The sequence below is a fragment of the Methanoregula sp. genome, from assembly GCF_028679125.1.
In the GTDB taxonomy this organism is placed as follows: domain Archaea; phylum Halobacteriota; class Methanomicrobia; order Methanomicrobiales; family Methanospirillaceae; genus Methanoregula.
The window spans coordinates 26844-40367 of record NZ_JAJRCG010000012.1; the positions used below are offsets into that span (position 1 = coordinate 26844).

Consider the following 13524-nt stretch of genomic DNA (forward strand, 5'->3'; position numbering starts at 1 on the left):
TCAATTGACACCATCAGAAATCCTGCGAAGAGGATACCATGCTACACTCTGCACTTCAACGAGCAGCACATCACGTAACCAGTTTTCAGGACAGCACCCGGATCACGCATGAGGCCGGGGGCGTTACCCCGCAGGACGCGGTGAGCAGCAGCCGGCAGCCGGCCGTATCAGCGGATGCCCCGCACCCCATCTCCGTCCTCCTGGTGGATGACGAAGACGTTCTTCTCGATGTCGGGAAAGTCTTTCTTGAGCGATCGCCGGGCATCCAGGTCACGGTCGCCCCGTCCGCTGTTGAGGCACTCGCACTCATGAGACATACCCCGTACGATGCCATCGTCTCCGATTACCAGATGCCGGAGATGGACGGCCTTGCCTTTCTCCGGGAAGTCCGCAGGACGGATGCGTCCATCCCGTTCATCATCTTTACCGGCAAGGGGCGGGAAGAGGTCGTGATCGAAGCCCTCAACGGGGGAGCGGATTCCTACATCCAGAAAGGCGGGGAGCCCAAAGCCCAGTACGCTGAACTCCTGCATAAAATACACCGGGCAGTCCGGCAGCGGAGGGCCGATGCGGAACTGAAGAAGAAGCACGAGATCCTCCAGGCAATCCTCCGGGCATCGCCCAATGGCATTGCATTTGTCCGGAACCGGACGTTCCAGTGGGTGAACGGATCGCTTGCAAAGGTTCTCGGTTTCACGCCGGCAGAGCTCCGCGGTATGCACCTCCGGGACCTCTATGAGAACAAGGAGACCTACGAGCGCATTGGTGCAAAAATCCATGAAGACCTCCTGAACCATGGCACTTCGAGAATTACCACCCGGTTCCGGCACAAGAACGGGATCGCGCTCGAATACACCATTCACATCGCTCCCCTTGACCGGGGAAATCTCCATTTCGGCCACATGATCATGATGACCGATCCCTCGCGGAGAATGGACGTGACCCGCGGGTTACCGGACCCGGCGCCGTTTCCGCATATGGAACTGACGCCGGTGATCGAACTGAACCGGGAGTGCCAGATCACGTACTTCAACGACGCCGCGATCGATGCTATGGTCCGCTACGGGAGCCGGGGCACGCTGGAAGAGTTCTTTCCCTCCGATATCCGGGATATCCTGCGGGGGATGGAGAAGAACCATACCGAATCGGTATCCCGGGATGTCCTGATCGGCCCGGTGATCTTCCGGGTCCACATCACCCTCAGCCCCCGGTTCGGCGTTGCCCGGCTCTCGGCAGTCCGGCAGCCGGCCGGTGAACAACCCACCGGTATTATGAACACAGGACCCATGGGTAACGGGAGATAACCGGGAGCATACTTTTGCCACGCGTACTTACGATCCCTGACAATCTTTTTACCCGGCTGCACACGACGCTTGCTCTTGTCTTTCTCTTCATGGCCGCACTGATGACCATGTTCGAGCTGGCCAAGCAGGTCATCTTCCCGGCGGTGACGATCTGGGAATCCCATCTTATCACGATCGGTTTTACCAGCATCATCGCCATTATCATCATGTCAGTTCCCCTGTCGGCCATGCACCGGGAGCAGCAGAGATCGCAGGAAGCCCTCATGCGCCAGAAGGAAGCCGAAGAGCGGCTGCGGAACTCGGAGATGCAGTACCGCACGTTCGTGGAATCGGTCGACGACTCGATCTATACGGTTGACCGGGATCTCCGGTATCTCCTGATCAATACCCGGCATCTCCTCCGCAGGGGACTGCTGCCGGAGACTTATGCCGGAAAGACGTACGGTGATTTCCATACCCCGGATGAAACTGCGGCATTCCGGGCGGAAGTGAGCCGGGTGCTTGCCACAAAGAGCGGCGTGCAGGACGAGTACGAACGGGACAAGAAGTACTTCCTCCGGAAACTCCACCCGGTATTCGATCCCGCGAGCAACACGATCACTGCCGTAACGGTCATATCAACGGAGATCACCCGGCAGAAGATCGCTGAACGGAATCTCGAAGTCATCAACCGGAAACTGAACCTGATGAACGAGATCACCCGGCACGACATCCTCAACCAGCTCACGGTCCTGAACTCCTACCTGTCCCTTGCTGAGGAGCAGTCAGAGAATGCGAGCGTGAAGAAATACCTGCTGCGCAGCGAACACGTTTCCGATACCATCTACTCGCAGATCCTGTTCACCCGCGATTACCAGAACATAGGTGTCAGTTCGCCCCAGTGGCAGAACCTGTGTGCCACGATCCAGCGTGCACGCCACCCCCTGAAGATCCCGTCTGTTGCATTCGAGGGTGCCTTCTCTTCCATGGAGATCCTTGCCGATCCGCTTCTTGAGAAGGTCTTCTTCAATCTCATGGACAACAGCCTGCGCTATGCAGGACCCCATGCAGTAATCCGGTTTACCTGCATTGAAGAGGAACGGGTGCTCCGTATTATCTGTGAAGACAACGGACCCGGCATCCCCGCGGACCAGAAAGAGAAGATCTTCACCCGGGGCTTTGGCAGGAATACCGGTCTTGGCCTCTTCCTGATACGGGAGATCCTCGCAATAACCTGCATCACCATGTACGAGACCGGTGAGCCGGGAAGCGGCAGCAGGTTCGAGATGATTGTCCCTGCCGGGTATTACCGGAAACGATCCGGGGGACAAGACTGACCGTGCGGGCGTATCCTCTCGTATCCCCCGGGGGATCTGCATGGCCGGGCCCTCCTCCGGTGTGGAAGGCTTTTGTAGTTGCATTATAAAAGAATGATAATCCATATCAGTATTCAGTGATTACCATGACCGAAAAGAAAGGACACTTTGACAAGGGCGTCTGGGTGGAAGAACCCGTGGCCCCAGCAGCAAAACCAGAGGAGCCGATTGATATCCGCCTTGCCGCCGCAACCAAATCGGTCATCTCCGCCATGGATGACCTTGCAAAGGCCACGCACGATCTCGTGGCAACGGAAGAGGGCAAGAAGCATATCGAGAAGACCGTGAAAGAGACAACGGTCCAGGTCCAGAAATCCTTTGACGATATTCTTGCCCGGGCAAAGGCTGAAGTGGACAAGGCGAAGGCCGATATTGAAAAGGCAAAGGCCGAAGCAGGCAAGAAGATCGAGCCAAAAAAGTAAGACTCGTTCGGCATCCCGCAGGGGATCTAATCTCTTTTTTCCCGTGACTTTTTGTATTCGGCCAGCAGCCCGCTTGCGTACACGTCCGTCTTCTTTGTCGGCACGTAATTGAACTGCTGCACCCGTTTCAGGAGCTCTTCGGCCAGCCGGGTGTCGTTCGTGATCCCGAGTTTCTTCACTTCGTCAACGATCCAGTCGAGGTGATCGATGCCGGTCTCCTTCCCATCGATCAGGACCCTCTTGGTCGTGATCCGGTCCGGGGGAATGCCGCCGCAGATCGTGCAGTAATTCCCGTCGCTCTCGTTGCCGCCCATCCACTCACTCCTTGATCATGACAAGCGACATCTTGAACTTCGTGATGGCCGAGAGGGCGTGCGGGGCACCCGCCGGGAAGATGATCGTTTCGCCGGTCTTCATCGGGAATGTTTTTCCCGCTACCCAGACCTCGCACTCGCCGTCAAGGATCGTGACCACGGCATCGAACGGGGCCGTATGCTCACTGAGTCCCTCGTTCTCGTCAAAGGAGAAGATCGTGATGCTGCCGCTCTTCCGGTTGATCACCATCCGGCTTGCGACCGTGCCGTCCGCATAGTCAACGAGATCTTTCAGGGCCAGGACTTTTCCTTTCAGTTCCTCGCGCTTCTTATCCTGCTTGTTCCCGTGTTCAATGCTGAATTCCGCCATATCGTTTACTCCCGGATCATGGTCAGCGTCATCTTAAACTGCTGCTTTGCCTGCACGCCGTGCGGGATGTTCGCGGGGAGGATGATCATCTCCCCGGCTTTGACTGTGAACGGTGTGCCGGCGATCGTGATATCCGCTACGCCATCCGTGACGGTGAGGATGGCATCGAACGGGGCGGAATGTTCCGAAAGCCCCTCGCCGGCATCGAACGCAAAGAGCGTGATGGTGCCGGTCTTCTTGAAGACGATCATCCGGCTTGCGACCGTCCCTTCCTGGTACTGGACGAGGTCGTTCGTTGCCAGGACTTTTCCTGCCAGTTCCTTGCGCTTCGTTTCAGCGCCTGCCTGTTCCTCACGGGGTTCTGCCATAGCGGTTCCTTGTCTGTGGATATGTGCTCCGGGGATTATAGCGGTATGCTTTGGGATCATGCAGGGACCATGCGGGCAAGGTCTTCCTCGACCGTGCTGTTCTTCCTGATCCCGAAGTTCTTTACGAGCACGTCCAGGACACCGGGCGAGACGAATGCCGGGAGTTTTGGCCCGAGCGCAATGTCTTTTACGCCAAGGTTCAGCAGGGCCAGGAGGACGAGCGCTGCCTTCTGTTCGTACCACGCGATGTTGTAGGAGACCGGCAGCTCGTTGATCCCGACATTGAATGCTTTTGCAAGCGCCTGGGCGATCACGACCAGCGAGTAGCAGTCATTGCACTGGCCGGCATCGATGACCCGGGGTATGCCGCCGATGGTGCCGAGGTCGAGGCCATTGTACCGGTACTTTGCGCAGCCCGCGGTCAGGATGACGGTGTTCTTCGGGAGCGCCTGCGCAAAGTCCGTGTAATACTGGCGCTCGCTCTGCCGCCCGTCGCAGCCTGCCATGACCACGAAGCGTTTGATGTCGCCTTTCTTCACGGCCTCGATGACGGTGCTGGCGATCGCGAGGACTGCCCCGTGGGCGCAGCCGGTGATGAGGTCACGGCCCGGGGCCTTGAGATCCGTTGGGGGCTGGCTGGTTTTTGCATGGGCGATGACGGCCGAGAAATCTTTCTTCCCGTCCTTTCCGGCAGCAATGTGTTTCACGCCCGGGTATCCGGCGGGCCCGGTGGTATAGATCCGGTCCTTGTAACTGTCCTTTGGCGGGACGATGCAGTTGGTGGTGACGAGCACCGGGCCGTTGAATGTTTCGAACTCTTCTTTCTGGTGCCACCACGAGCTCCCGTAGTTGCCGTAGAGGTGCGTGTAATTCTTCAGGACCGGGTAGGCATTGGCCGGCAGCATCTCGCCGTGCGTGTAGATGTCGACCCCGCTGCCCTTCGACTGCTCCAGCAGCTGCTGGAGATCTTTCAGGTCATGGCCGGTGACCAGGATGCCGGGACGCGTGCCGGGTACGGTCTTCACGCTCGTGATCTCCGGGTTGCCATAGGTCTTCGTGTTCGCGGTATCGAGCAGGGCAAGCGTGCTGACACCCACACCGCCGCATTCGAGCACGAGCGCGGTCATCTCTCCCGCGGGGAGATCGTGGAGCGTGGACGCGAGTCCTTTCTGCATGAAGTCTGTGATCTTCGCGTCGGTGTACCCGAGCACGGCCGCGTGGTGGTAATACGCAGCAACGCCCTTGAGGCCGAAGAGGAGGAGGGCCCGTAAGGACCGGATATCATCGTTGCCTGCTGCGTCTTTTGCGATCTGTTCAGCTTTTGCGAGAATCTCCGCATCATTGCGCGGCTTCCACGTGCAGGCGTCCGGTTCCCCGGCCGCCGGCGGCAGCGCATCGCGGATGGCGATAGCCTTCGTGATGAGCGATGTGAGCCGGGCGTCATCGAAGTTCGTGTTGGTCAGCGTGGCAAACAGGGCTTCGGCAATGAAGATGCCGGCGTCTTTGTTTTCTTTGCCGGTCTTTGCCGCGGCGATGTTGCGCTCGGAGATTCCCTTGCAGACATAGATCAGGACATCCATCAGGCCGGCGGTTGCGCCTTCCTTGCCGCACACGCCTTTGACGGTGCAGCTGGTTCCTCTTGCGGTTTCCTCGCACTGGTAACAGAACATGGTTCGACTCCTTCGTATGTTTTTACTACAAGGTTTCTTTTGTATACTATGGTTAAATAGGAAAGAGTTTCAGAAACTATACCATGGACGAAGCGTGCACGGTCAACATGACCGTGAAGTACCTGACAAAGAAGTGGACTTTGTTGATTATTCTTGAATTGTACAAGGGGCCTCAGCATACCCGGCGGTTTTCGGAGCTGAAGGATTCGCTTGGCGATATTACGCAGAAGATTTTGTCGGAGCGTCTCCGGGAACTGGAAGCGGAGGGGATTGTTACCCGGCGGGTGGATGCTTCAACGTTTCCTGTGAAGAGTGAGTACACGTTGACTTCAAGCGGTCTTGAGCTGGTGGATGTGATCCGGGGGATCAAGATGTGGGCGCTGAAGTGGAAGATTGATAATATTCCGTGCGGGGGGCAGGATTGCAGCGTGTGCGTGCTGTAGAGATTTTTTCCGAGACTTTTTTTCTTTGGAAAAACATGAGGAGGTTTGACGCTCTTGGGGGCTTACAGCCCCCGCCGCGTGGGCAGTCCCCTGTCGGATGGTTTGTGATGGGTTATAGCCATATATGTTCTGGCGATTGTGGGGGGTTGTAACCACATATCTTCATGATCGGGCGCCGGAAAATTTTCTGGCATGGACTCGGATAAAAAAATTCTCCGGGAATTTTTCGCCGACTCATACTCGCTCCGGCCGGTTCAACGGCCGGCGTTATCAGAGGACACAGTCGGTGAGTGAGAGTGGGCTGTTTTTGTTAGAGTGGTTGCCCGTTGTTTGTTTGAAGCTCAGTAACGTGTTGTTTTGGTTTCGATCTTTTGCCGGTGTTTGTGCGATGGCGTCGAAGTTTTTCGTCGGTTTGCTGGAATGCTTTTTCGCCGAAGTTTGTGATGTCGCCTTTTTTGTGCAGGTTGTTTTTGCCAGATACTTCGTGTTGGGTGGGGGAACGGGCGTGAGGATGAGCGGAGGGGTGGGTCAGATCTATTGTACCAGAAAACTTAGAGAATTATGCATATTTTAGTAGAGATATCTCTTTCATTGTCGATTAAAAATAAAATGACTCCATAGATTACTTGATGATCGCTGAAAGGATGAGCATATTTTTGGATATAAGCAATAACAAGAAATATAGTGAAAAAGTAGCCGATAACATTTCGAAATATTTAATCGAAGGTTTGATTTCTGTTGCGTTAGATCTTATATACATCCAAAGAAAATTTAACCTAGAAAGTAAATCGTTTGTTTTATCGGAATGTAGTATAAGAGGACTCTAATATGGTGGAAAATCAAACCCCTCTCGCGAGGAAAAGATAAATCATGAAAATCGAAATACAGAATTTAGGAGCAGCAAAAAGAGCGAATATTGATCTCAAACCTCTCACTGTATTTATCGGTGAAAATAATACTGGAAAAACATGGGTTGCATATACAATATGTGGACTTTTTGGGCAAGAAAGTTGGCTGACCTATCGTTCTCATTTTTCGAACGGTAAGTTAAAGGAAAAATATCCTCCGATTGAACAATTGCTTGATCAATTATTTGCTCAGGGTAACGCAAAAATTGACATAGTGGATTTTTTTAATGAGTATGCAAAAAAATATTATTCGAATTTATCAAAATTCTCTCCGATCTGGTTAAATCCTATGATGGGAACAAATAAGAAGATTTTTGAGGACGTAAAAATTTCCGTAAATATTAGTGATGATTTTGAAGAGATGAAAAAAAACGTATTGTCTCGAAAAATTGACCTTTCATATCCAAAAGGGACAGATAAAAAAGGACTAATTAATATTAAAAAAAATAGAGATGAAACAATACTGTACTTCTATTTCTCAGAAAATCGTTCATCTAGTGATTTACCTAAAGAAGTTATTAGGATGTTTGTTTATGGTTCAATTTTCCAAGTTATTCATAGATCATTGTACATAGACAATTTGTATCTCCCGGCCGAAAGAACAGGGATAATGGCGTTTTTAGATGCCTTCCATATTGATAAGAGAATAGTGGATAATTCCAAAGAAGAAAAACAAACTGCAGAAGATGAACGAATATTACCATTCCCAATATCAAAACTGATCTCATCGCTAGCAAGTTTGCAAAGTGAGAAAAAACTTAAAAAAATTACCCACCAGAGAACAAATAATTCAAATAAAAAGTTTTTAGATCTTGCAGATATTCTTGAAAAACAAGTCCTAGGTGGCAAATTTGAATATAAAGAAGGGGAAGGTCAACTATCCGATTCTCTCTATTATAGGCATGGACGAGCAGCGGATTTGGATCTTGAATTAGCTGTCACCTCGTCTACAGTAAAAGACTTAGCTCCACTTACCCTGTATTTGCGTTATTTAATTCAATCACGAGATTTGCTCTTAATCGATGAACCCGAGATGAATCTACATCCAGAAAACCAAGCAAAGCTTATGGAATTTTTGGTTATGTTGGTTCAGAATGGAGTTAGCGTGATTATGGTAACTCATAGTCCATACATGGTCAATCATTTAGAAAATCTAATGCGAGCTTATCCCAAAAAAACTGAAGAAAAAGTTATTGAAAAATTTTATCTAAAAAACAGTAATGCATTTATTTCAAAAGAAGACGTGTCAGTTTATCTATTTACTAACGATAATGAGAATGTTGAGAAAATAATTGACAAAAAAGGAAATATCAATTTAAAATCTTTTAGCTCAGTCGCAGAGGACATTGCAGAAATTTATTATGATGTTTAAAGGCGGGGACATTCGTGACTTTCAATTTATTAGTGACTTCGTGTTTTCATCAAGGAACAACCTTTAAAGATGCGGACAATAGTCCTAGAATTGCTATATCACCTGATCCATCTCGCGAACAAATAATTTTTTTTAGAATTGATGAGGATGGACATATCCAAACTCCGTTCAGAAATGAATTCAATATGAATCACGATGGAGAGCGGATCTGTGATTTGCTGGTTTATTACAAAGATTTGTTAACCGGCAAACATTTTTTAGTCCTAACTGAATTAAAAGGGACCGATTTTGATGGAGCAGCAGATCAAATCATCAATACTTATAAAAAAATGGCATTATACAATTGTCTTCGCAATAAGAAATATTGTGAGAATATTATTGTTAGAGCATGCGGTGTCTCAAAAAGACTGAATAAAAACGCAAATACTGATGCAAAAAAAGCTAAAGGAAAAATTCTTAAAAGTATTCATATTGATAAAAAAGATTGTGATTTCGTCGATCCACGTGATTTTCTTCGTTTTTTAAGAGGCGAGAAGGTTTCGACAATATAGATTTATTCTCGGATTTAATGAATCGAAATAATTTGAAAATGAGAATTATTCTCGGCTTCCTACCGCCTCTTGCAGTGGATCTGCCGCAACCAAAAAAAAGTTATAAAATTCCCAAACCCAGAACGTTCTCACGCTCACTAACCCAGAACTCCGGACTTATGATCGCCCGCTGATCAACCGTGCCGTCGCGTCCTGTGTGAGCAGGGTCATCTGGTGGATCGCGATTGCATTCAGTTTTACCAGCCGCTCGGGCTGGGGAATATCTTCGCCAATAAAATGTGCGTTCAGGTTCTCAAGATTCGAGAGGCAGACCATCTGCGAGATATCGGCGTAATCCCGGATATTTCCTTTCTTGTCCGGGTTGCTGTCGCGCCATTCTTTTGCGGTGAACCCGAAGAGGGCCATGTTGAGAAGATCGGCTTCTGATGCGTACACCCGGTTGATCTGAGCCGGATTGAGCTCTTTTGGGATCAGGTTCTCCTTGATCGCATCCGTGTGAATACGGTAGTTGATCTTTGCAAGGTTACGCCGGATATCCCAACCCAGTTGTTTGCGTTCCTCATCCTTGAGTCGCTGGAATTCCTTGATCAGGTAGAGTTTGAACTCCACCGAGATCCAGGAAGCGAATTCAAACGCGATATCCTTGTGAGCATAGGTACCGCCATACCGTCCGGGTTTTGCCTTGATACCATGGGCGTTTGTTTTCCCGATCCATTGTCGTGCAGTGAGGATGAAACTGTTGAGTCCTGCCTGTTTTCTAATCCCATCGAATTCGATGGGATTAAAATCCGGGTTATTGAGCTGCTCCCGACAGTGATCCTTTGTCGGCTCTCTTTCCCCCCATATTTATTGACAGGTATCATCCTGGACTCCAGAGCTGCTATCTTAAAATCGTTCAGCTGACAAAATCAAATGCAAATGAATTTATTATTAAAATAACCATTTTTAAAAGACACATCTCAATATCCACATTGGAATTTTTAAAAATGAACCCCGATGAAGATATAATATCGGATTGGATAACATTTGGTTTTTGCATAAATAATTACCTGAAAAATCCTGATACAATTCCGCAAGAATCCCGAGAAAAGGTAGGGTATATTGTTCAATCTCTCGACGGAATAATTGCAAAATCGGTACTATCCGAACATCAATTTCAAACTATTTCAGATCTTCAAAGTGATGAAAACCCACAATTGTTTCGAGCGGTCTGGGGCCCTTATGCCAAAGAAATAAAAGACAAACTTGCCAAGGGTTTTTCATCCATCGATCCGAATCCCGGATTTGAATCGTGGACTGTTGATATTCAAATCGCCCTGAAAAAATTTACAAATACCGAATCACAGCACAACATAATTTTTATCACCGATTGTTTAGTAAATGAAAAGGCATTGTTTATTGACGGGGAAGCACATGAAATTCTTTTTCCACGACATACTGCGTGGCGAATTATTTCACATCGGATTTATGAAGAAGATAGCAGGACAATTACGTTTATTTATGTAAAAAAGAGAACTATATTCAGTAGTGGCTAAAATGGCAGCGAAAATCAGAACATTTACTCAATCGAATGTGAACACCATTACGGAAGTTCAGGCTCGGTCAAACGGAGTAAATAAATTGGGCCACCGCATTGCCAGAGAAAGACCTGGCCGTTGCATTGCAGGAGCGAAGGATAAAATTGTGGTCGCTCATGCGTTAAGAGCGAGAGCTATTCATCAAGCAAAAAAACCAGAATATGTCCTTCCCAAGGAAGATTATAACGAACGGTTTTTTTGGAATACCGATGAAATTGCTCTTTCAAAAATAAAAATTCCACCTACACCGGCAGAATTGAGACATGCCCGTGAAGTTATTGCAAAAATCGGAACAAAATTTTTACATCAATAATTTATTCTGAATGTAGCGTGAAATCCATATCGTCTGCCATCAGCGAAATAAATTAATTTTCCCGCATATTTTTTTTCGAAACTATTTTCCGCGTACAAAACATTTTCAGAAAACTTTTCAAAAAATTTTCCCGGCCCGGCTCCAACAAAACTCGGGCACCGTAATCCCCGCCACCCCCCCGTAAACCCTCTCAGAAAACCACCCCCCGGACCCCCTGTTTCGCAATGAAGACCCTCCCCAATCCGGCCCCTATACGTGCCCCGAATCCCCAGTTTTCCGGAACGGAGCCCTATACGAGCCCGGTTTGGGATCGAACGACCCCCTGTTTGATGCAAAACTCCTGGAGTTTTTCACTGAACAGGGGGTCCGGCAGGATAGTCTACGACGTAACCGCATAGTTCACGTCGGAGATCATCCCTGCGGAATACCCGGGGGAAGATAGACTCATCTAATCACAATTCACCGTCGGAGAATGATGTCGGCTAACTGACCCGGACCCGCCCGGAAGTGCGTAATTCGCCAAAAACGGTAAACTGGGGAGATTTTATCGGGCTATACGGGCTCCGATTGGATTTTCACCGTCGGAGATTTCAAAGTGCGCAAATAGACGCTATTGGAGGGCCGATCGCGTTCTATACGGGCTCTGGTGCGGGAAAATGAAAAGAAGCCCTGTTTTGGCAGGGGGTCTCACGTCGGAGAGGGGTAGTTCTCCGTCGGAGAATTGAGTCTAAAGAAGATTCCGAAGAAATCTTCGAATGGGATGTTCTCCATCGTGAAATCAGGCCAAGAATCGGTTACTGAACAGAAAAAATCAGAGCCGGGATTTTGTCTTCCGGCGCTCCATGATCCCGGCAACAACCGTATCGAAATCCTTCTCCAGCGAGGATTTGCGCTCTTTTGTATAATCCCCGCTTCCATGGGAATAACTCTGGATGAAACGGATCGCGTCCGCAGGACCGAGATTTTTCACCAGCACATCGAATCCCTGAATGCGGATTTCATCGAGCGTCTTTGCTTCCATCAGTTGTCACCTCCATAAACCACTCTACAGGATTTTTTGTTTCAACAGTAATCTTATCCGCGTGCTTCTCAATAACTTTGATGAGGGCATCATCAGTCGTGAAAAATACCCATGCGCCCCTGCACTGTCCGCGGAGATCCCGTATGAAACTATTCCGGTTGTGCGACTCATAGACATATCAGAATATATTTAATCGTTCATTACCCTCTTTAAATAAATGCAGATGCGGGAGTGCTGACCGATCATTCAGTTTTTTTCAGTTACCTGGCGTTCATGGAGGATCACCCTCGTTATTCTCCTCCTCATCGTACTGGTGCAGGGAGTTCTGGCAGAAGAGACCTGCCCGGTTATCCGATCGTGGAACGGGTTATCCAATGTAACAGCCGCCGGTTTTGCCATCCATCCCTACGGCAATGTGTATGTGACTGACAGCGCAAACAACCGGGTCATGGTGTTCAGTGAAACCGGGAAGTATTTATTTTCCTGGGGAAGTGAGAGGCCCGGGGACGGGCAGTTCAAAGCCCCCCGGGGTATTGCAATAGACCGGTCCGGCACGGTGTATGTTGCAGACACCGGGAACCACACGATCCAGAAGATCAGTTCGCGGGGATTTTTCCTCTGGGGCCGTGAGGGGACCGAGAGCGGGCAGTTTGACTCTCCCGTCGGAATTGCTGTTGATTCGTCCGGCAACGTGTATGTTGCGGATACGGGCAATGACCGGATACAGGTATTCCATTCAACCGGCCAGTACCTGGTGACCTGGGGATCGTATGGATCCCTGAACGGGTATTTTATTGCACCGGAGGGGATCGCCATCGATTCATCCGGCACGATGTATGTTGCGGATACGGGCAACAACCGGATACAGAAGATCAGTCGTGACGGGACCGTCATCACAACCTGGGGCAGCGGGGGAACCGAAAGCGGGCAGTTCACCGCCCCTTCCGGTGTTGCTCTTGATTACTGGGGCAATGTGTACGTATCCGATGCCAGTTCCCGGATCCAGACGTTCAGCCCGGCCGGGGAATTTCTTTCATCGTGCAGGACCGGCGGGAGGAACATTGCGATTGCCACGGATTCGTCCGGCACGGTGTACGCACTCTGGCAATCCGGTACCCGGTGGACGATCGGGCAACTCGGCCCCCGGTCTCCGACATACGTAACGGCCTCCACCCCGAGAGTCCGGTCCACTATTTCGATTATTGCAGAACGGGAAAATCCCCGGGTTACACCGGCAACCCGTCTCACGACCGCAGTAACCACCTCCCCGGTGACAACGGCAACGCCCGCTCCCGCACCCGCTGCGGATGATAATGCAACGATGGCAGCGCCCGTTGTTGAAGAAACGCTCCAGAAGACCGGAACACACGAGACCCTCCTGGATCCGATCGCCAGGTTTTTCCGGAATCTGTTTGGCGGGAAATAATTTTTTATCGTGAGAATCATCCCGGTTTTTTTTCAAAACCGGTTTCCATCCATTTTTTCTTGAAGATACTGTAAAAAATTCGTATACGATGACCCGGCACCCCCCTCCCT

15 protein-coding genes are annotated in these 13524 nt (G+C 49.9%); 9 read left to right on the forward strand and 6 right to left on the reverse strand.

The features are described 5' to 3' along the window. Window positions 1–38 precede the first annotated feature (38 nt). From LUQ43_RS09060 to LUQ43_RS09070, 3 genes are all read left to right on the forward strand, one after another. On the forward strand, window positions 39–1304 hold the full coding sequence (locus LUQ43_RS09060) for a response regulator (protein WP_299966545.1): 1266 nt from the start codon (window positions 39–41) through the stop codon (window positions 1302–1304). Between the two features lie 14 nt (window positions 1305–1318). After that, entirely contained in the window at window positions 1319–2620 is a 1302-nt protein-coding gene (locus LUQ43_RS09065) for a sensor histidine kinase (RefSeq protein WP_299966547.1), read from the forward strand. Between the two features lie 125 nt (window positions 2621–2745). Next, complete coding sequence (locus LUQ43_RS09070; protein WP_299966550.1) at window positions 2746–3081, forward strand: hypothetical protein; 336 nt, start codon at window positions 2746–2748, stop codon at window positions 3079–3081. 26 nt (window positions 3082–3107) lie between these two features. Here the strand turns inward: LUQ43_RS09070 and LUQ43_RS09075 are convergent, their stop codons facing one another. Genes LUQ43_RS09075 through hcp form a run of 4 tightly spaced genes read right to left on the reverse strand, consistent with a single transcriptional unit; the run spans window position 3108 to window position 5803 of the window. Beyond that, a complete protein-coding gene (locus LUQ43_RS09075; protein WP_299966552.1) occupies window positions 3108–3395 on the reverse strand; it encodes an NAC family transcription factor in 288 nt (95 codons plus the stop codon). 4 nt (window positions 3396–3399) lie between these two features. Then, a complete protein-coding gene (locus LUQ43_RS09080) occupies window positions 3400–3765 on the reverse strand; it encodes a cupin domain-containing protein (protein WP_299966554.1) in 366 nt (121 codons plus the stop codon). Between the two features lie 5 nt (window positions 3766–3770). Beyond that, on the reverse strand, window positions 3771–4133 hold the full coding sequence (locus tag LUQ43_RS09085) for a cupin domain-containing protein (RefSeq protein WP_299966556.1): 363 nt from the start codon (window positions 4131–4133) through the stop codon (window positions 3771–3773). Window positions 4134–4189: 56 nt separating this feature from the next. Beyond that, complete coding sequence (gene hcp / locus LUQ43_RS09090) at window positions 4190–5803, reverse strand: hydroxylamine reductase (protein ID WP_299966558.1); 1614 nt, start codon at window positions 5801–5803, stop codon at window positions 4190–4192. An 83-nt stretch (window positions 5804–5886) separates the two neighbouring features. On the opposite strand from hcp, the gene LUQ43_RS09095 reads away from it, so the two are divergent. From LUQ43_RS09095 to LUQ43_RS09105, 3 genes are all read left to right on the forward strand, one after another. Beyond that, window positions 5887–6246, forward strand: a complete 360-nt coding sequence (locus LUQ43_RS09095; protein ID WP_299966560.1) for a helix-turn-helix domain-containing protein — start codon at window positions 5887–5889, stop codon at window positions 6244–6246. Between the two features lie 870 nt (window positions 6247–7116). Further along, window positions 7117–8526 carry an AAA family ATPase gene (locus LUQ43_RS09100; RefSeq protein ID WP_299966562.1) on the forward strand — a complete coding sequence of 470 codons (1410 nt, stop codon included), beginning with the start codon at window positions 7117–7119 and terminating at the stop codon, window positions 8524–8526. 14 nt (window positions 8527–8540) lie between these two features. After that, the gene (locus LUQ43_RS09105) at window positions 8541–9077 is read left to right on the forward strand and encodes a hypothetical protein (protein ID WP_299966564.1); all 537 of its coding nucleotides are present in this window, start codon (window positions 8541–8543) and stop codon (window positions 9075–9077) included. A gap of 156 nt (window positions 9078–9233) precedes the next feature. Here LUQ43_RS09105 and LUQ43_RS09110 read toward each other — a convergent pair whose 3' ends face one another. Next, window positions 9234–9923, reverse strand: coding sequence for a KilA-N domain-containing protein (locus tag LUQ43_RS09110; RefSeq protein ID WP_363318511.1), 690 nt, complete (start codon window positions 9921–9923; stop codon window positions 9234–9236). Window positions 9924–10063: 140 nt separating this feature from the next. Between LUQ43_RS09110 and LUQ43_RS09115 the strand changes: the two genes are divergently transcribed. Then, window positions 10064–10612 (forward strand): hypothetical protein, encoded by a 549-nt coding sequence (locus tag LUQ43_RS09115; RefSeq protein WP_299966566.1) that lies wholly within the window; start codon window positions 10064–10066, stop codon window positions 10610–10612. After that, window positions 10605–10967: a hypothetical protein gene (locus LUQ43_RS09120; protein ID WP_299966568.1), complete on the forward strand. Its 363-nt coding sequence runs from the start codon at window positions 10605–10607 to the stop codon at window positions 10965–10967. Before LUQ43_RS09115 ends, LUQ43_RS09120 begins: the two co-directional genes overlap by 8 nt. Before the next feature lie 811 nt (window positions 10968–11778). Here LUQ43_RS09120 and LUQ43_RS09125 read toward each other — a convergent pair. Then, on the reverse strand, window positions 11779–11988 hold the full coding sequence (locus LUQ43_RS09125; protein WP_299966570.1) for a hypothetical protein: 210 nt from the start codon (window positions 11986–11988) through the stop codon (window positions 11779–11781). A gap of 313 nt (window positions 11989–12301) precedes the next feature. Between LUQ43_RS09125 and LUQ43_RS09130 the strand changes: the two genes are divergently transcribed. Next, window positions 12302–13414 (forward strand): 6-bladed beta-propeller, encoded by a 1113-nt coding sequence (locus tag LUQ43_RS09130; RefSeq protein WP_299966572.1) that lies wholly within the window; start codon window positions 12302–12304, stop codon window positions 13412–13414. Window positions 13415–13524: the final 110 nt, after the last annotated feature.

Bases quoted from the DNA above. Each gene is read 5' to 3' on its own strand.
- LUQ43_RS09060 (WP_299966545.1), top strand. From the start codon at position 39: ATGCTACACTCTGCACTTCAACGAGCAGCACATCACGTAACCAGTTTT.
- LUQ43_RS09070 (WP_299966550.1), top strand. From the start codon at position 2,746: ATGACCGAAAAGAAAGGACACTTTGACAAGGGCGTCTGGGTGGAAGAA.
- LUQ43_RS09075 (WP_299966552.1), bottom strand. From the start codon at position 3,395: ATGGGCGGCAACGAGAGCGACGGGAATTACTGCACGATCTGCGGCGGC.
- LUQ43_RS09080 (WP_299966554.1), bottom strand. From the start codon at position 3,765: ATGGCGGAATTCAGCATTGAACACGGGAACAAGCAGGATAAGAAGCGC.
- LUQ43_RS09085 (WP_299966556.1), bottom strand. From the start codon at position 4,133: ATGGCAGAACCCCGTGAGGAACAGGCAGGCGCTGAAACGAAGCGCAAG.
- hcp (WP_299966558.1), bottom strand. From the start codon at position 5,803: ATGTTCTGTTACCAGTGCGAGGAAACCGCAAGAGGAACCAGCTGCACC.
- LUQ43_RS09095 (WP_299966560.1), top strand. From the start codon at position 5,887: ATGGACGAAGCGTGCACGGTCAACATGACCGTGAAGTACCTGACAAAG.
- LUQ43_RS09100 (WP_299966562.1), top strand. From the start codon at position 7,117: ATGAAAATCGAAATACAGAATTTAGGAGCAGCAAAAAGAGCGAATATT.
- LUQ43_RS09115 (WP_299966566.1), top strand. From the start codon at position 10,064: ATGAACCCCGATGAAGATATAATATCGGATTGGATAACATTTGGTTTT.
- LUQ43_RS09125 (WP_299966570.1), bottom strand. From the start codon at position 11,988: ATGGAAGCAAAGACGCTCGATGAAATCCGCATTCAGGGATTCGATGTG.